This window comes from Cytobacillus solani (assembly GCF_006704205.1).
GTDB lineage: Bacteria > Bacillota > Bacilli > Bacillales > Cytobacillaceae > Cytobacillus > Cytobacillus solani.
On record NZ_CP041305.1, the window covers coordinates 705,314 to 722,289 of the forward strand.

18 protein-coding genes, 1 pseudogene and 2 other annotated features are annotated in these 16,976 nt (G+C 35.9%); of the genes and pseudogenes, 5 read left to right on the forward strand and 14 right to left on the reverse strand.

The genetic code is table 11. The annotated features are described in order from the left end of the window. Window positions 1-37: 37 nt before the first annotated feature. The 7 genes and pseudogenes from FI644_RS27290 to FI644_RS03610 form a co-directional block, all read right to left on the reverse strand. A complete protein-coding gene (locus tag FI644_RS27290) occupies window positions 38-235 on the reverse strand; it encodes a helix-turn-helix domain-containing protein (RefSeq protein ID WP_142108986.1) in 198 nt (65 codons plus the stop codon). A 122-nt stretch (window positions 236-357) separates the two neighbouring features. Further along, a pseudogene (locus tag FI644_RS03585) lies at window positions 358-462 on the reverse strand (IS3 family transposase); the annotation flags it as partial. Window positions 463-487: 25 nt separating this feature from the next. Beyond that, window positions 488-1,516, reverse strand: a complete 1,029-nt coding sequence (locus FI644_RS03590; protein ID WP_053474704.1) for a S66 family peptidase — start codon at window positions 1,514-1,516, stop codon at window positions 488-490. A gap of 40 nt (window positions 1,517-1,556) precedes the next feature. Continuing rightward, window positions 1,557-1,783 (reverse strand) — a binding site (T-box leader). A 283-nt stretch (window positions 1,784-2,066) separates the two neighbouring features. Continuing rightward, window positions 2,067-2,531, reverse strand: a complete 465-nt coding sequence (locus tag FI644_RS03595; protein WP_056682910.1) for a DinB family protein — start codon at window positions 2,529-2,531, stop codon at window positions 2,067-2,069. Window positions 2,532-2,855: 324 nt separating this feature from the next. Next, window positions 2,856-3,512: a lysozyme inhibitor LprI family protein gene (locus tag FI644_RS03600; RefSeq protein WP_142108043.1), complete on the reverse strand. Its 657-nt coding sequence runs from the start codon at window positions 3,510-3,512 to the stop codon at window positions 2,856-2,858. A gap of 76 nt (window positions 3,513-3,588) precedes the next feature. Then, window positions 3,589-3,684: a GrpB family protein gene (locus FI644_RS03605; protein ID WP_142108044.1), complete on the reverse strand. Its 96-nt coding sequence runs from the start codon at window positions 3,682-3,684 to the stop codon at window positions 3,589-3,591. Window positions 3,685-3,866: 182 nt separating this feature from the next. After that, complete coding sequence (locus FI644_RS03610; protein WP_053474701.1) at window positions 3,867-4,721, reverse strand: helix-turn-helix transcriptional regulator; 855 nt, start codon at window positions 4,719-4,721, stop codon at window positions 3,867-3,869. 122 nt (window positions 4,722-4,843) lie between these two features. Here FI644_RS03610 and fabF point away from each other — a divergent pair, with 122 nt between their 5' ends. Then, window positions 4,844-6,082, forward strand: coding sequence for a beta-ketoacyl-ACP synthase II (fabF, locus tag FI644_RS03615; protein WP_053474700.1), 1,239 nt, complete (start codon window positions 4,844-4,846; stop codon window positions 6,080-6,082). Window positions 6,083-6,456: 374 nt separating this feature from the next. After that, window positions 6,457-6,670 (forward strand) — a binding site (T-box leader). Window positions 6,671-6,777: 107 nt separating this feature from the next. Continuing rightward, entirely contained in the window at window positions 6,778-8,070 is a 1,293-nt protein-coding gene (aspS, locus tag FI644_RS03620; RefSeq protein WP_142108987.1) for an aspartate--tRNA(Asn) ligase, read from the forward strand. Between the two features lie 312 nt (window positions 8,071-8,382). Here aspS and FI644_RS03625 read toward each other — a convergent pair whose 3' ends face one another. From FI644_RS03625 to FI644_RS03635, 3 genes are all read right to left on the reverse strand, one after another. Next, the gene (locus FI644_RS03625; RefSeq protein WP_056682901.1) at window positions 8,383-8,976 is read right to left on the reverse strand and encodes a dienelactone hydrolase family protein; all 594 of its coding nucleotides are present in this window, start codon (window positions 8,974-8,976) and stop codon (window positions 8,383-8,385) included. A 312-nt stretch (window positions 8,977-9,288) separates the two neighbouring features. Beyond that, window positions 9,289-9,819 carry a GNAT family N-acetyltransferase gene (locus tag FI644_RS03630; protein ID WP_053474697.1) on the reverse strand — a complete coding sequence of 177 codons (531 nt, stop codon included), beginning with the start codon at window positions 9,817-9,819 and terminating at the stop codon, window positions 9,289-9,291. Window positions 9,820-10,330: 511 nt separating this feature from the next. Next, the gene (locus tag FI644_RS03635) at window positions 10,331-10,801 is read right to left on the reverse strand and encodes a TetR family transcriptional regulator C-terminal domain-containing protein (RefSeq protein WP_286676664.1); all 471 of its coding nucleotides are present in this window, start codon (window positions 10,799-10,801) and stop codon (window positions 10,331-10,333) included. A 213-nt stretch (window positions 10,802-11,014) separates the two neighbouring features. Here FI644_RS03635 and FI644_RS03640 point away from each other — a divergent pair, with 213 nt between their 5' ends. Next, a complete protein-coding gene (locus FI644_RS03640; RefSeq protein ID WP_053474696.1) occupies window positions 11,015-11,650 on the forward strand; it encodes a pentapeptide repeat-containing protein in 636 nt (211 codons plus the stop codon). Window positions 11,651-11,799: 149 nt separating this feature from the next. Here the strand turns inward: FI644_RS03640 and FI644_RS03645 are convergent, their stop codons facing one another. Together FI644_RS03645 and FI644_RS03650 are read right to left on the reverse strand one after the other, a co-directional pair. Further along, on the reverse strand, window positions 11,800-12,342 hold the full coding sequence (locus FI644_RS03645) for a hypothetical protein (protein WP_053474695.1): 543 nt from the start codon (window positions 12,340-12,342) through the stop codon (window positions 11,800-11,802). A 117-nt stretch (window positions 12,343-12,459) separates the two neighbouring features. After that, the gene (locus FI644_RS03650) at window positions 12,460-12,975 is read right to left on the reverse strand and encodes a DinB family protein (protein ID WP_053474694.1); all 516 of its coding nucleotides are present in this window, start codon (window positions 12,973-12,975) and stop codon (window positions 12,460-12,462) included. A gap of 263 nt (window positions 12,976-13,238) precedes the next feature. Between FI644_RS03650 and FI644_RS03655 the strand changes: the two genes are divergently transcribed. Then, window positions 13,239-13,727 carry a MarR family transcriptional regulator gene (locus FI644_RS03655; RefSeq protein ID WP_053474693.1) on the forward strand — a complete coding sequence of 163 codons (489 nt, stop codon included), beginning with the start codon at window positions 13,239-13,241 and terminating at the stop codon, window positions 13,725-13,727. A gap of 3 nt (window positions 13,728-13,730) precedes the next feature. Then, window positions 13,731-14,918, forward strand: a complete 1,188-nt coding sequence (locus tag FI644_RS03660; protein ID WP_053474692.1) for an MFS transporter — start codon at window positions 13,731-13,733, stop codon at window positions 14,916-14,918. A 221-nt stretch (window positions 14,919-15,139) separates the two neighbouring features. On the opposite strand, the gene FI644_RS03665 is transcribed toward FI644_RS03660, so the two are convergent. Together FI644_RS03665 and FI644_RS03670 are read right to left on the reverse strand one after the other, a co-directional pair. Continuing rightward, window positions 15,140-15,829 carry an alpha/beta fold hydrolase gene (locus FI644_RS03665; protein WP_053474691.1) on the reverse strand — a complete coding sequence of 230 codons (690 nt, stop codon included), beginning with the start codon at window positions 15,827-15,829 and terminating at the stop codon, window positions 15,140-15,142. A gap of 328 nt (window positions 15,830-16,157) precedes the next feature. Next, entirely contained in the window at window positions 16,158-16,586 is a 429-nt protein-coding gene (locus FI644_RS03670) for a VOC family protein (RefSeq protein ID WP_053477448.1), read from the reverse strand. Between the last annotated feature and the right edge of the window lie 390 nt (window positions 16,587-16,976).

The window sequence follows — 16,976 nt, forward strand, 5'->3', positions numbered from 1 at the left end:
AATAATTAGAGCAGGATTTTTTATTTCCTGCTCTAATCTATTTATGGATACATATCAAATTTGTAAGCTGTACCAATATTTGTGATACTGTTCTCTTATTGGTCAAAGTCCTTCTCTTGCTAACGCCTAATACAACAGCTAACTCCGGCAGCTTTGTGATATCCGGCATGGTTTCCCCGTGCTCCCAATTGCTGATGGCCTGGTAAGTAACGCCTAATTTATCCGCCACCCCCATTTGGGTCAACTGATTATCTTTCCTCAATTTTGCACAGTTACTTAAACAATCTGGCCCTTTTCATGAAGAAAGACGCTTTCCTTATTTTGAAGTGACCCCAAAAAGTTAGACATACTATTAAATTAAGCTGCTATGGAGGATTGAATTCGGTACTGTACCGGACTCAATCCTCTTAATTTTCCTTTGATACGTTTGTGATTGTAATATTCGATATACAGTTCAAGCTCAGAAATGACCCCTGATATATAAACTCTAATTTAAATTTAATTCTATTTCACCTATTCCATTTTGATAACGAATGTTTGCTATTGCTCCATTCACTAAGGTTATCTGTGGTGGTAAATGGCTAATGTCCACGTCATAAATAAAAGGAATGTTTGCTTCAGTAAAAATATCCTTTAAAACATCTAATAATTCATAGTCTTTAGATGCTGTATACCCACTAAGTCTTCCAATAAGAACGCCATTCGTGTTTTTAAACCAACCATTTATTTTCATTTGCCATAAAGCACGGTAAATTTCAGCAGCACTCATACCAACGCTTTCGAAATACCATACGGTTCCTACATCAATTGTATAATTCTCTATATAACTTTCAACTTTATCAAAAGGCGTTCGGTGAAGTAATTGCAAAGTATTAAGAACCCCTCCAATTAACCTACCTGAAAAAGAAGTTCGCTCTACGTTACTTTTCCATTCTGTTTTTGTATCTAAATAAAATCCTGTTGCAGGATTTTGAAATACTTTTTCCCATGATGATTGAAATTTTTCAGATGAATTTTGTTTAATTAAATACCCTTTGTTAGCAGTTAATACATCATGCCAACGGCTACTTGTTTCATCTAGCTGCGGGGCAGACATTTCATTAAAATTAATACCATGAGCTGATGCATTACCAGTGGCGGTCGTATAAACAAAATTAAAAGTACTTATGTCTGAGTATCCCAAGATCCATTTTGGAGGTAGTGTTTTTAGGTTCTCCCAATCAATTAATGGAAGAACTTCTATTGCAAACTGACCTCCCCAAGGCGGGATAATAGCTTTTATCATTGGATCAGTGTAAAATTCCATGAACTCTGCTGCTCTAATTTCTTTTGCTGCACTTCTAGCTTTTTCTTCTTTCCAAACGGTGTTTCCTAATACTACTTCATACCCTAAAGATTCAAGGTTCCTTTTAGCTTTTTCTAATAGTATATGTAGAGACTTCTCTACACCACTTGAAAGTGCTGTAACTGCAACTTTATCACCTTTTACCAACCCAATTGGATAGTTAATTTTCATTTTGAGACCTCCTTACTAAATATAAAAAACCTATCATCTCATAAGAGACGACAGGTTTTACCTTCGTGGTACCACTCTTTTTGGTTTGATACTTACATAAACAAACCCACTCTAAACCGATTACGGGGTAAACCGTTAAAACTTAGGTTAAGACAACCTCAGCCTTACCACTCCTAGGTGAGTTCAGGGATTTATTGACTGTTTTACACCAACCAACAGCTCTCTTAATAATAAATGATCCTTACTACTCCTAATCACAGCGTTTAATTATCGTTATTTCTGAATATTATAAATCAATAAATTTTAATGTCAACTGAATTTTATTCACTAACCTGCCAAGTTAAATTAAGTGTAATACTTCACATTTTATCAAAAATAACCTCATCATCTATAAGCTCGATCTTCCACAATCTGATCCTAAAACGGAAAATAAGCGCCTATCCTTGCTACTGATAAGCGCCCGATTCTTGAATAAGCAGCTGCCTACTATTAGCTGGTTTTATTGAACTCTCCAATCTTAAAACTGTAGCCGCCGGTTAGCTACCAAGTATCACCAAGAAGGTGGAGGCCATTCTCCAATTAATTGCCGAATCAGTGCGATCTGTCCGGTATGATAACTGTTATGTGCCATAAGAGTGGTTAAAAGGTCCCCACGAGTCCTTTCCAATCCTAGGTCTTTCAGTTCCGTTAAATCTTTTTTTGCTTCGTTTTCAGCTTCCTTTAACCCCTTACTGAATAGAAGAAGTGTGTCACTCCATTCGGCTTCATTTGACGGAGCTATTTCATCTGGCCATGAGTCTTCATCATGTTCTGGATGTTTGGGCACCTTACCTTTTAGATAGGCAAGATAGAAATCTTGCCAGAAAATCATATGGTTTAGAAGCTGCCACACTGAATATGGACAGTTTGCGGGTTTACCCCCAGCCTTCTCCCAAAGTAAACCCTCAAATACCTCCAAGGGGTCAACATGAGCATTTACGCCATGTAACCCGTTTTCAAAGAAATATGATGACATAAGCATTCCCCCACTTTTACAAAATTGAACAAACTTTTTTCACTCAACAAAATGACCAATTCTTTTGGCCTTCCCACTGTTTCTCAGACCTCTTGTGCTTTTTGTACATTTTCCATGTAACGAAACATAAGAGTGGGAATTTTCTGTATTTTTTATTATAACAAATATTCAACAATCCCGCTCAATTCATTAAGAAAGGCACATTTCCTGTTCCAGAAATGCGCCTGATTGTTAAGTACGTTTTTATAAAAAAACTACCGTCTGTACACTAAATCCAGTAACAGAGGGTGACGTAAATAAAAGGTCAATACTCGTTATGAAAAATTATTTCATATAATCTTCAACCAATTCAAAGCATCTTTCTTCTGTCAGATTAGCTAGCACTGCCACATATTCCAAGTGTTCTAGCGTACCGCCTTTATATTTTAGCGATGCTTCCAATGCACGATCATCTCTATATTTTATCCAATTCCGTTGTTCTTCTCTTAATTGGTTCATCTCTTCTGGTGACAGTTGCTCCTTTAAAACTCCATAAATTTCATTCAACCATTCATCCCAAATATTCCATCTATCGTTTTCCACTTTTTTCAAAGCGTATGTCGATGAATCTTCTGCTTCCAATTCTTCCGTTTCATTTTTAGTATCATATAATTTTTTTAAATACTTTTCCTTCAGACTTCCTTCAGTTTGATTAGTAGACAGGCCTTCTTCTTTTCCAGGTACATTGCTTGATGTATCCACTTTTTTGTTTGTATCATTATTTTCTTGATCAATGGTATCCGTATTAGTGTTGTCGCTATTTAAGGCATTCTCAGGTGAATCTGAATTAAAAGAGTCTTCATTGGTGTTTTGTGATAAGTTACTATTTTGTGAATCGTTGTCCAACACTGCTCCTGACTCGTTAGATGAGTTTCCACAAGCAGCCAATATAACTGATACTCCTATTAATATTCCCATTAAACATTTACGATTATTTTTCATTAAAATACTACCTTTCTTCTAATATAATCTGGGTTTTAAATATATTCTTTATCGTTTTTCACCCATTCTACCGTTCCTAATCAGCTAATATTTCCTCTAGTTTTTCTTTTTCTTCTTCAAATTGTTTAGACCAATTTGGATTGTAGTCTTCAATTGTTATTTCCTTGTCCATTCTTTTCCCCTACTTTTTTTATTAAAACTTTTCTAGTTCAACTAAACTGTGTTTCTAGTTTAAATACATTACTTTACGATCTCTATTTTTTTACTAAACAGTTACTAAACAATCTGTCCCTAAAAAATAAGTACTGATGCTTATTATAGATAGGTACCAAATAATGGAATAACAAAATGACTTTAGACATTTTCAACGGAAACCCTCATCATTAATCGCTTTAATTTATTTTCTGTATCTGTTTCCTCTACTGGTGTATAGATACTGCACCGTAAATCCATATCCCCTTGAACTTGGAGAGAAGTTAAGTTAAACAACATTTTGCCTGCTTTAGCATGCCTAAATTCAATGATCATTTCTGGGGCTTTACTTACTTGACTTTCTCGCCATAAATCATGGAATTCTGAATGTGAACGACTCATTTCTTTAATAAATTGGTTGTACCATTCATCACCTAAATAGTGTCCATAATAGGTACGGAAAATAGCAAGAAAACCTTTTGCAAAATGCTCCCAATTGACAGCCAATGCTTTAAATTCTTTTCTAGTGAACACTAAACGAATTAAATTTCTTTCATCATTCGGTATTTGTTCAAAATCTAAAAAAACATGAGCAGCTGCCGGATTCCAACCCACAATATGGCAATGTCGATCTGTAATGATCGTCGGACAATAGGTTAATTCAGCTAGTATTCGCTTTAAAGAAGGGCTAAGCTCTGATTGCTCCTTTTTCTGATCGGTAATTTCTGATTTTGCTTCTAATGCCAGGTCATATAAGTAGTCTCTTTCATCATTATTTAATTGTAGAGCTGTAGAAATACAATCTAGTACGATAGAAGAAACCTTGATATCTCTTCCTTGCTCTAGCCATGTATACCAAGTGGTACTAACACCTGCTAATTGTGCAACCTCTTCTCTTCGTAACCCTGGTGTCCTTCTCCGTATTCCAGCAGGCAAACCAATAGACTCTGGCTTAATTTGGGCACGCTTGTTTTTCAAGAATGTCGACAACGCTTCAAGCCTCGCTTTATCATTCATTTTTAAAACTCCTCATCTTATCAATTTAACGTAGTAGTAATTATACCAGGATAAACTCCCCCTTGTAATAGGATAAAAGAGATGTAAAATACAAGATAATGATTGATTTGGAGGGATGAAAAGTGGAAAGAGTTGTGATTACCGGTATGGGGATCATGTCTCCTATAGGAAATAGCATCCAAACATTTTGGAACAATCTGATTAACGGGGAATCTGGAATATCCACTATTGATACATTTGATGTTACGAATCATAAGACAAAAATAGCAGGGATCGTCCAAGATTTTGATGCAGAAAGCGTTTTAGGAAAGAATGAAGCTAGACGGTTAGATCGTTTTTCTCAATTTGCATTGGCTGCAGCTGAACAAGCTTGGGCAGATTCTAATTTAGAACTCGATCGTATAGATGCAGAAAGGTTAGGCGTATATGTAGGTTCAGGTATAGGTGGAATTGAAACCTTAATTGAAAATATTGATGCTCTTAGACAAAAGGGGCCAAGAAGAGTCAGCCCGACCCTAGTGCCTGCTATGATTTCGAATGCTGCTGCAGCACAAATTAGTATCAAGTGGAATGCGATGGGACCTTCTATGTCGCCTGTTTCAGCTTGTGCCATTGGAAATACAGCTATCGGAGAAGCCTTTAGACTTATCCGTTATGGAGAAGTTGACGTTATGTTTGCAGGTGGAACAGAGGCAGCAATAACAGATTTATCCATAGCAAGCTTTGGCAATGCTACAGCATTATCAACAAGAAACGATGATCCTACTAAAGCTAGTCGTCCATTTGATGAAAGTCGAGATGGATTTGTCATGTCAGAAGGAGCAGGAATTCTAATTTTAGAATCTTTATCTCATGCTTTACGCAGAGGGACAAAAATTTATGCAGAAGTCATTGGATATGGTGCAAGTTCAGACGCACACCATATCGTAGCTACACATCCGGAAGGGAAAGGTGCCTATCTTGCAATGAGATCCGCTTTAAAAAATGCCAATATAATGCCTGAAGAAATTGATGTTATTAGTGCCCATGCAACAAGTACAAAAGTCGGGGACATCTCTGAAACGATGGCTATTAAGCAGTTGTTTGGACAACAAGCTTATCAGATTCCCGTAACAGCTAATAAATCGATGATTGGTCATATGTTAGGTGCAGCTGGTGGAGTTGAAGCAATTGCTTTAGCAATGAGTTTAAAGGAAGGGATCATCCCTCCGACCATTAACTTAGAAAATCCTGATCCATTATGTGATCTAGATTATGTACCATCTGTTGCTCGCCAAGTGAAAATAAATATGGGTCTATCTAACTCATTTGGCTTCGGAGGTCATAATGCAGCAATTGTTTTAAAGAAATACAGTGAATAAATTTTCTCTCGTCCTAGATTGATTAGTGAGATTGAAGGTTTCATCACCGTCGAGATCATACTGCTAATCTTATTCTATAATCTAGTCCTTCACTTGAAAAAAGAGCTTCATTCCTACGCAGAATTGCGCACAATAGAAAAAAGGGGAAATAACCATCGCCAATACTATTTCATTTTGAAGAACGTATACATTCTCCCATTCACCTGAATAAGATTAGGAATAAGAAGGTTCTTTTTAGGAGCCATCTGTTCTTGTTTATCACTTTTACTAATAAAGTTTCCCAAAAGAAATAATTCATTAGCTATTTTTCTGAAGGAAATAAAGATTTTGTTGAAAATAAAAAGAAGAATGGATATAATAACTTTTACAATATTCATAAAACGATGAACAGGAAAAGTAAGTCATTCCCTTTAACTAAAGAGAGCAATCGGCAGCTGAAAAGATTGTGTTAAATAATGATTGAAAGACACCTGTGAGTGTTATCCTGAAAAAAGTAGGGATAGACGGTTTGCAACCGTTAATAAGCTTTGAGGTGGCTGTGTACGCAGCAATTAGGGTGGTACCGCGAGATAAGCTCTCGTCCCTGACAAATTGTCAGGGGCGGGAGTTTTTTTATTTAAAGGAGGTGAGTGTCCGTGGATGATGATGATGATGATAAAAAAAATCAAAAGTTGAAAAATTTGGGAGGAAAAATCATGTATACAAATCTAAAACGTACACTCGCCAAAGAGTGTGTAAAAAAAGTTGGAGAAACTGTAAAAGTACAAGGTTGGGTTAAAAAAGTAAGACATCTTGGAAACATCAGTTTTTTAGTGATAAGAGATCGAACTGGTGAAATCCAATGTGTATTAGAAGGAGAACTTGCTGGATTCATTGTAGAAACAGAAAGTGTTATAGAAGCTATTGGAGAAGTGGTTTCAACAAATCAAACATCCCTTGGCGTTGAACTGTTATCAAAATCTGTGAAAGTGATGAACAAAAATAGTTTGCTGCCTTTTGAAGTAAATAAAAAAGAATTGAAGGCAGGACTTGAGAATCTTTTAAATCATCGGGTATTATCACTCCGTCATGAAAAAATTGCTTCGATTTTTAAAATAAAAGCAACTCTTGAAGAAGCATTTCGTGAATATTTAACAGACCTGGGTTTCATTAGAATTTTCACACCGAAAATTGTTTCTCAAGGTGCAGAGGGTGGAGCCAATGTTTTTACATTTAATTATTTTGGGAAAGAAGCATTTCTGGCACAATCTCCCCAATTTTATAAACAGATGATGGTGGCTTCAGGTCTTGAGCGCGTATTTGAAATTGGAGCTGTTTACCGGGCAGAAGAACACAACTCCTCAAGACATTTAAATGAATATATTTCTTTGGATGTTGAAATGGGTTTTATTGAAGGCTTTGAAGAATTAATGGAACTTGAAACTGAAGTTTTAAAATATATGTTTGAAAAAGTAAAAGAAAAAAATGAAAATGAGTTATACCTTTTGAAAATTGAGGTGCCAATTATCACGGAAATTCCAAAACTAACAGTACATGATGTAAGTGAAATTTTAAAGAAGCATTATAAAAAAGAAATGCCGGAAGGTGACCTAAATTCTGAAGGCGAAAAACTCATTGCAAAATATATAAAAGAAACAACAGGGAGTGAATTTGTCTTTATTACAGAGTACCCGAAAGAAAATAGACCTATGTATACAATGCCTTCGGAAAACGGATTAACTAAGTCATTTGATCTCTTATTTAAAGGTCTAGAAATTACATCTGGAGGTGAGCGAATTCACGAATATGAAATGCTTGTAGCATCATTCAGAGAAAAAGGGCTTAACGAGGAAAACTTCGAAAATTATTTAAACACGTTCAAATACGGTGTTCCGCCGCACGGAGGTTTTGCTATTGGACTGGAACGTTTAACTGCTAGACTCCTTGGATTAATGAACGTTCGAGAGGCAAGTGCTTTTCCGCGTGACATGAATAGGTTAACACCATAATTGGACTATTAAGCTGTTTATTTTAGCCTGTTCAGTAACAATTAGGCCCACTTCATATAGTGGGTTTTCTTGTTTTTATAACGAAAATTCCCCCACTTTCTCCCCCGTTACTTAAATAAAATAACAGATTTCGTTAAACTTCTCTATGTGAAACAAATCAAATAAAGAAGCCCTCCCATTAGGGGGATCGTCTGAAAATAAGCTTAGCGTTGTAAATCCGCATTTTCCTGAATCCCCCCAATTCCTGCTGCTGAATAGCGCCCTATTTATGGAATACAAGAGGAAATTCAATTAGCCGGTTTGCGGAAAAAATCAGTTGTTTTTTAAAAAACTCAATGTTTCTCTAAATGTATTTTGAGCTAATTCTTCATTGTATTTAGAAGAGTATGGATCACTAAATCCGTGCTCACCCCTACATATACGTGCATCTATATTTGGTTTATCAATCGTTGAAACTAGTTCATTGACATTAAATGATTTTTCCTCATTCGGAAAAAATAACAATACCGGACAATTTGGATTTATATTTACATAGTCCCTAATACGTGAACCATAGTATCCAACAATACCATCAACATATTCTTCCTCACAACACAACCAAGCAACCGTTGCCCCTACACTAAATCCAATGATAAATATTTTTGAATACTCATCTTTAATATCTAATAATATACTTTTTATTTTATTTAATCCGTTTGAGAAACCTACATTATCCATAAAAATTTGGTAAGCTTTTTCCTCTTGAGAATAATCAAAAGGGATTTCCTGTTCTAATAAATCTGGACAAATAATATCAAAATTTTCTTCTGATAGTAATTCACATAAATCCACCATATGTTGGTTAATTCCATATATTTCGTGAACGACTACAATTAATTTATCTGATTTGTTATTTATTTTAAGCATGCTATTCACCCCTTAAATGATATTCACATTGTTAATGATTATATCATTTCAACCTGTCCTTTAATGAAAATTCAATATATCTTCTTTTTTATTCAAGAAAATAGCCCTTTACATAAAGAAAAGGCTTAATTCTTGCTGCAGAATTGCGCCCTTTAATGGAATATCTGGATATCTTCGATTAGCGTATTTTTTCTTTATATTCATCGTAAGCTGCTGTCAAGCTGTTTCGCCACTAATATAAAAAGTGGACCCTAATGGCCCATTAATGCACCACATGAGTCAACTTTTTCATATCAAAGCTATAATTCTTACCTATTTAACAAACTTATACATTAAGACGTCGTCTACATATTCATCATCGCAAAACTTAAACTCTTTTACTTTGCGACCTTCCTCGACAAACCCTAGTTTGTTATATAGCGCTATGGCTCTTGAGTTCGTGGAGAACGTCCCTAACGAAACTTTTTCGATCACTGGATGTTGCGCTGCCCATGAGAGGATCTCATTGAGCAAAAGCTTGCCGATCCCCTTATTTCGATAGTCTTTCTGTAGCATGATGGCGATGGATCCTGTGTGGTGCATCCTTTGTCTCTCTTGTGACAGGAACACGATCCAACCTACTACTCTTCCATTCATTTCTGCAACAAACATCGTTTCTCTATCATGCTCGATGATCTTTGTTATCCATTCTTGGTGCTCTTCCACAGTTTTATTGAACTCTTCTGAAACCGCTATAAAATAGTCCTTTTCTTTAATGACCTCACGTTGAATATCAAGTATTGCTTCAGCATCTTCTATTCGAACCGTCCGAATTATAGCTTTGTAGTCTTGTTTTGATGACATGCTTTTCCCCCTCTATCTTTATAATAAAAATAGTGCCTTTCTCTTTACTATAAATATTTCCCTTCACAATTCACCCTATATTTTAACATAAATATTCATATTTCTTTAAAGGTGTTGTTCAATTATATGGCAATTTCCATGAAGAAAGACGCTTTCCTTTTTTCAGAAACGCCATTTAATTGAATAAGCTTTTGAGCTTTTATTAGCTCATTTAGTTAATCACTTCATCTTTCAATCCCAATAACTGCAAATCCTTAACAAGCAAGAAAGAAAAACCTTTAAGAAGCAGGCTCATTTTCACATTAGAATGTGATGCATATATATTACATTATTAATGTGAATACAGCCGTTTTCCTGGTATTTAGGAAAGCGTTTTTTAGTTGGCTTAAAACTTGACTGATTAATGGGCTCGAACTGTTTATTCTGGGCAAATACTTGAATCTATGTCCTCTACGCCACAAGAAACTCCATTTTTATAACTATCCTTTTATATAAAGGGAGATATGTTGTTTCATTCAACGCCTTTTAAAAAAATTTTAGAAAAACGTTCCATAAGCTCCATTCTCTTTTTTATATCACTTTTAATAGTAAAGGTTATAATTCCATTAATGGTAGTAACTGCAATCTGACTAGCAGATTCTACATCTTCAATATTCCATTCATTTTCTCTATTTCCAGCACTAAATATCTCATAATAAATGTCAGCATATCGCTTTTCATACTCATTTATTTTTTCTTCAATATACGTTGATTCATGTTCTCTAGAATAAAATTCAATACTTGCCATTTGCAGTTGATCCATTTTAACGGATAATTCGTTAATTCGATAAAACTTTTCTCTATTGCTCTGACATTTTTTCTCTTCCTCTTGCCACAATCCAAACCATTTTTCTTCCTCAATATTTAATGTTTCAAAAAAGAGATTCTCTTTTGTTTTAAAATGATAATATGAATTCCCTTTACTTGTGCCAGCATATTCCACAATATCCCCAGTTGTAGTCGCATTGTAACCATTTTTAATAAATAGTTAAAAGGAAAGAACAAAAATAGTTGAAGCAAGTGTAGAAACAGAGGATGATAGGATATAACAGCTTGCTCTCTATGATACAAAAAGCTTTCAGTAGGTAACCAGCTATGGATATGTTTTTCTTTATTCGCTCGATAGCTGCCTAATAAATAGAAAGAAGGATATGATATGAAAATTGACTTTCCAAAAATTTCGCCAGCGTTATCTTCAAGAAATTTTCACGATATTTTTTATGAAGAGGACCCCATTCTCGAGATGTGCACAATCATCGACTCCGCTTTTGAAAATAAAGCGGTAGATAGAGTCCGGTTATATAATGCAGTGATAAAGAATTGCAAGTTCACTAATACAGACTTTAGTAATATTGATATTACAGATGTTTGCTTTGAAAATTGCGATTTATCAAATGTAAATTTAAGCAAATCTTCTGTTCATAGAGTCGAATTTAAAAATTGCAAATTAGTCGGCGTTAATTTTGCAGAATCTAGCGTAGGAAATGTTATGTTTGAGGATTCGGTATTAAACTTGGCAGGATTCGGAAACTCTAAGCTAGAGAAAGTTATATTTAAAGAAGCTTCATTAAATAGTACAGATTTTTATGACTGCAAACTAAAAAAGGTTGAATTCCAAAAATGCATTCTTGATGGAGCGAACTTTGAGCAAACATCTTTAAAAGGAATCGATATTAGTTCGTCTGCTTTTGATACACTTACTATTTCCATCGAAAGCTTAAAGGGATGCAAGGTATCATCCTATCAGGCAATTCAGTTTGCATCGCTAATGGGATTGATTATTAAAGATTAGCATGTCTGAATAAATGGGATAAACAGTACCAAACCAGAAAGAAGACATTCGAATCAACTTATTCGAGTGCCTTCTTTTTTGCGTTTGTACTGTATTTTAGCATTTCTTATTAAACTACCTCTTTAGTTAACTAACCTACTCTCAAAAACTTATTCTTTTACCAACAGGATTACATCAGCATAGAATTCACCATCTATTTCTGCCTCAAATCGCCACAAACCACTTATAGGTATTTTAAAAAAAGCAATAAAACGTTCTAAACTAGGATACCCAGAAGATGGATTAGTTATGATTTTTGGAGGAACAACTGTAATTTTATCTCCTGTCTCTTTGTGGTAGGCATAAATAGCTAATTCTTTTCTATTAAACGTTTCAAATGGTTCAGAGAAACTGAATATATAACCAAAGGATTTTCCCGCCCTCAGACTTGGATCTTCCATAACCTCTAGAATTACTTTTCCGTTTTTTGTATAGGTATTTCGTGTAATCCAATCATCTTTGTTTGAAACTTCTCTCAAACCAGGCACAATTCGTTCTTTAATAACGCCATCCAAGTCTTCCACTTTTAATTCAAGATTGTTAATCTTACTTTTATATTCAGTAAGTAATGAAGTTTGATGAAATAACGCACCCCCGATAACAACGTTCATTATTAACATTAAAATTAAAATGATGTTATAAGGTTTATTCATCTTTTTCCTCCTCATTAATACCTTGTAATCGCTCTATCGAACCTTCATATTTTTCTTAATTTACTAGAAATTTTTATAAATAAGTTTGATCACAAGAATCCATTTATACTCCTAAATTTAGTGCTTCACATCTAAAAGTAATTTTATCTCTTTTATTTGTTCTATATGTCGCTGTTCATGCAAATATATCTGTTCGATCCATTGATCAAGAGGTAATTCACCTAAGGCAGGATGCTTCACTGATTTTTCCTCCAATATGGCTTTATCTTCTATAGTACTAAGAAAAGCCATCAATTTTTTTCTCGAATTGTTTAACAAATCAATTATTTGCAGAACTTCAAATGATTCTACATCTGGTTCAACGATTTTTGGAGCTTTAATCTTTTTCGTTCTATCCAATAATATAAATTGAACATTTTTACGTTCTTTTTGAGTACGATTATTGTCTTTTAATCCCCATGCAATAGCCTTTATAGATGCCTCTTCCACTAAAACTAAGTGATGGCAAACTTGTGCTATACTCCACATATTCATATCAGGCTTACTATTAAGTTCAGTATCACTTAATAAAGTAATTTCTTTTACTAGGTTATTTCTCGTTTCATACAGATTGTCATTTACTAATTTATTCATGAGATTTCCCCCTTCATCCTAAAGTGCCTACTTAGATTTCTATTCTGCTTTTATTAATATTATAAGTTTAGTTGAATAAAAAAATCGCCCTAAATAATATATTTTAATGTAGAAAACATAACAGCATCTTTATTTTAAGCATTCCTTTCCAGTAATCGCGCCAATTTGTTAAAAAACGAAACTAACACTTGATATTATTTTTTATTAACTGGTAAACTATAATTGTTAACCGGTTAATAATAATAAAAAGTAGGTGATATACGATGAATCATATGGATAAAAAAAAAGAAGCACTGAATGCTTTGCAGCAGTTAATTAAAGAGAGAGAAGCTGCTCAAAAAAGAAGGAGTTTCAATATAAAAGAGACAGAAGACTCTATGGTGATGGATTGGACACTCACTCAGTTACACATCGTTTCCGCCATCAAGGAACAGGGATCTGCGAATAACACATCACTTGCCGAAACATTGCATGTGTCCAAGCCAGCTATTACGAAGGCTATTCGAAAAATGCTAGAGAAACACATAATTGTTAAAACCAGACAGGAAGATAATCAAAAGGAAGTACACTACCTCCTTACTGAATTTGGAGAACAACTCGCTTCTATTCATGCAAGGCTGCACGAGCAAGTAAGAAATCGATATTTGAGTTTGCTGGACGGCTTTAATACAGACGAGTTGGATACCATTATCTCCTTTTTAAAAACGATAACCGATAATCTCAAACATAATGACATGTCATTTGGAGAGTAACACATGGCAAGAGATATAGCGCAGGGAAAATTGTTTGTCTTATATGTCTTGAGTATTAGCGCGTTTTTTGCTTCTTTAAGCCAGAACATCTATACACCGATTATCCCCATAATCCGGGATTCCTTTCATGTGCCCATCAGCTCGGTGAATTTCACGGTCAGCAGTTTTATCTTTATTATTGCGGTGATACAAATCCTTCTAGGAACGGTGGTTGATCACAAAGATAAAAAAAGTTTGTTGATGGTCAGCCTTGTGTTGATAGGTGTCTCAGCCGTCATTTGCGCTTATACGGACAGTTTTGCGCTATTTCTGTTGTTCCGGATGGTTCAGGCTGTCGGGGCTGGCATTATCCCTTTGGCTGTCATTAGTATCGTGGCACAACAGTTTGAAGGTGAGGCAAGGGGCAGTGCTATGGGAACCTATCAAATTCTGCTTACCCTTGCCCCTGCCGTTTCACCTGTCTTCGGGGGTTTTATTGGGGAGTATTTCGGCTATGAGGGAGCCTTCCTTTTCCTTTTGATGATCGCAGTTGTGCTGCTTATTTTCATGGCTTATCTCCTGCCAGGCGAGAAACAGACTGAAACGGTTAAAAAACAGCGTAAAGGATTCATGGAGACATATAAAGCAGTTTTTTCTCATTACAATGGCGTCAGTATCATCATGGTTAGCTTTATAGTATTTTTCATCTATTTTGCGATTCTTGTTTATCTGCCCGTCCTGCTCCATGATCATTATCGACTGACTATACAGCTCATTGGATTGTTATATTTACCACTCTCCGTCAGCATGATTGTGGGGAGCATCTTGTTCAAAAAATTACAGAAAAATATATCGTTAAGCAGATTATTGATGCCACTTTTGATCACCATGCCCTTGTTAATCATACTGTTTGGTGTATTTCACACACAATCACTTATTGGGTTAAGCATGATTTTATTTGGATATGGAATCGTGGTAGGATTTTCAGCACCTCTTTTTTCGACGCTTATCAGTAACGAATACATTCAGCATAGAGGAACAGCTTTAGGTTTATTTAATTTCGTGCGTTATTCAGGGATGGCACTTGGAGGAATGGCTCCGGCCTTGTTTCATATCCTGCCTGGACCTGTTTTATTTGTACTGTTTGGTATCTTGCTGCTTTTAGTTTCCATATTGCCATATAAAAGCTTTCAAGGCAGGAATGTTTCTTAAAATAAATAGGCAACGGGTATGAGAGAGGGGTCTAATATCCGTTGTTTGTTTTTACTTCACAATCTGACCCTTTAATTGAGTAACATGCTAGGTAATTCTGAGCAGCCACAAAAGTAAAAAGGGATTTTGTCCATCTTTTTTATAAAAGAACATACTTAATTATAATCAAGCTTTTTACATTGCTACAATAATTCAGGGTAGTAATAATCGCTTTCGAAAATTCATGAATCAAGAAAACTTTTTATGGCAGCTAAGAAGGCTGGTAAATTATCCTCATGCACATGGTGCCCGGCATTCTCTATCGTTACCAGGTCGCAATCAGGAATAAGCTTAGAGACTTCCAGTAATTTATTTTGAGGAATATGACTAGCCCCACCGCCTATAATAAGCGTCGGTATGATAATGTCGGCGAGACGTGCCCACCAATTAGGATTAGGTTCATTAAGTTGGCGTAGAATCGAAGGTACAACCAGCCAATCGAACGGCAGAGGATCAGAAGGTTCGGAAGGAATTTCGATCGGCTTATTTGGAAAAGGAGGAGGAGTGTCTTCAACAATCAACCGCTCTATCCTCGAAGGAAATGTTTCCGCGAAAAGATATGAAACTGTTCCCCCCATGGAATGACCAATTAGCGTAAACCGTTCTAAATTCAACACATCTGCAAAATAAAGCAAGTCATCACACATCAATTCAAAAGAGTATGTACTCGTTCTCGCACTTCCACCATGACCTCTTTGGTCTAAAGCTAAAATGCGGTATTTTTCTGCTAAGCTAGCAGCCACATGATCCCATGATTCTGCACTTTTTCCCAGCGCGTGAAGGGCAACAAGTGGTGGTGCAGAAGGTTCCCCACTCTCACGATATTGAAAAGTGAGTCCATTCAATTCAATTTGATTCACACGTATTTCCATCTCCGGTCAACTCCTAGTGGTTTCGTCATTTGAAACCCGATTTATTTAATTTCTATATCTATATATTCAGCGAATGTGTGAATTTTACCTTCTTAAACGCTTCTTCCCTTTTGTTGAATATTCCTTGCTCATCTTCAAAAATCTGCTCCTTTACAAAATGAAAGAGCGCAATTCTTACTGCCGAATTGCACTCTTTTTGGAAGGATCTTGACCTCGCAGGATTTATTCATTAGCCACACAAACATTGTATTGGCAAATAAGTTGACCTCCTGTCCATTCGTAAACAGAGGCTTTGTTTGTTGGTAGAGCGGAAAGCTTTTTTCTAATACTACGATTGCTCTCCAGGGACATTCACTTGGAAAGTAACGCCGAACTTGTCCTTTACTTGCCCATACAAGGGGCTCCAATCCGTCTTCTGAAGGGGCATAATGACTTGTCCGCCGTCTTCCAAAGCAGCAAAGATTTCTCTAGCTCTAGCCTCTTCTTTCGGATGAATGGCCATCTGAATCGTATTGCCTGGCTGATAAGGCATGCCTTCGTATGTATCGCTGAACATGAGGTCTGCTTCTCCAACTTTCAAATGTGCATGCATAACTCGATTCTTCATATCATCCGTCAACGGGTAATTCGGGTCTGCCGGCATATCTCCGAACGTCATGATACCCATCACTTTTCCGCCAAGCGCTTTCTCGTAAAAATGGACAGCTTCTCTCGCGTTCCCATCAAAAATCAAATACGGATTCAAACTAACTGACATCATTCAACAGCTCCTTAGTCTTAATTTCTTCAATGCTCAAGTAATTTCCAAGTAGGAGTAACTCCCAACTATTATCACCATAAACACACTTTACAATACAGAACACACGTTCGTCAATAAAAACATAATTGAATACTAAAAATTTTTAATGTTCTTATTCATGATATTCAGGCGCTATGCGGTGCTGCCGCTATATCATGCTCCTATATCTTCTTTCTTTGACAAGCCTATCAGCGTCAATGAAAGGCAGTAGTGGCTGTACTTCAGAAAATCCCTGTTTCTCAAGCGCATCCACCGCCAGTTCTTGCAAGAACTCATTTTCAAGAAATGGGGCGATGCTGCAGAGCGAGGAGAGGCCATTACGTTCATCTCCTTATTTACTAAACATCT

What these genes read in the sequence shown, in the direction of transcription:
- FI644_RS27290 (WP_142108986.1), bottom strand. Translation starts at nt 235, where the DNA reads ATGGGGGTGGCGGATAAATTAGGCGTTACTTACCAGGCCATCAGCAAT.
- FI644_RS03590 (WP_053474704.1), bottom strand. Translation starts at nt 1,516, where the DNA reads ATGAAAATTAACTATCCAATTGGGTTGGTAAAAGGTGATAAAGTTGCA.
- FI644_RS03595 (WP_056682910.1), bottom strand. Translation starts at nt 2,531, where the DNA reads ATGTCATCATATTTCTTTGAAAACGGGTTACATGGCGTAAATGCTCAT.
- FI644_RS03600 (WP_142108043.1), bottom strand. Translation starts at nt 3,512, where the DNA reads ATGAAAAATAATCGTAAATGTTTAATGGGAATATTAATAGGAGTATCA.
- FI644_RS03605 (WP_142108044.1), bottom strand. Translation starts at nt 3,684, where the DNA reads ATGGACAAGGAAATAACAATTGAAGACTACAATCCAAATTGGTCTAAA.
- FI644_RS03610 (WP_053474701.1), bottom strand. Translation starts at nt 4,721, where the DNA reads ATGAATGATAAAGCGAGGCTTGAAGCGTTGTCGACATTCTTGAAAAAC.
- aspS (WP_142108987.1), top strand. Translation starts at nt 6,778, where the DNA reads ATGTATACAAATCTAAAACGTACACTCGCCAAAGAGTGTGTAAAAAAA.
- FI644_RS03625 (WP_056682901.1), bottom strand. Translation starts at nt 8,976, where the DNA reads ATGCTTAAAATAAATAACAAATCAGATAAATTAATTGTAGTCGTTCAC.
- FI644_RS03630 (WP_053474697.1), bottom strand. Translation starts at nt 9,819, where the DNA reads ATGTCATCAAAACAAGACTACAAAGCTATAATTCGGACGGTTCGAATA.
- FI644_RS03640 (WP_053474696.1), top strand. Translation starts at nt 11,015, where the DNA reads ATGAAAATTGACTTTCCAAAAATTTCGCCAGCGTTATCTTCAAGAAAT.
- FI644_RS03645 (WP_053474695.1), bottom strand. Translation starts at nt 12,342, where the DNA reads ATGAATAAACCTTATAACATCATTTTAATTTTAATGTTAATAATGAAC.
- FI644_RS03650 (WP_053474694.1), bottom strand. Translation starts at nt 12,975, where the DNA reads ATGAATAAATTAGTAAATGACAATCTGTATGAAACGAGAAATAACCTA.
- FI644_RS03655 (WP_053474693.1), top strand. Translation starts at nt 13,239, where the DNA reads ATGAATCATATGGATAAAAAAAAAGAAGCACTGAATGCTTTGCAGCAG.
- FI644_RS03660 (WP_053474692.1), top strand. Translation starts at nt 13,731, where the DNA reads ATGGCAAGAGATATAGCGCAGGGAAAATTGTTTGTCTTATATGTCTTG.
- FI644_RS03665 (WP_053474691.1), bottom strand. Translation starts at nt 15,829, where the DNA reads ATGGAAATACGTGTGAATCAAATTGAATTGAATGGACTCACTTTTCAA.
- FI644_RS03670 (WP_053477448.1), bottom strand. Translation starts at nt 16,586, where the DNA reads ATGTCAGTTAGTTTGAATCCGTATTTGATTTTTGATGGGAACGCGAGA.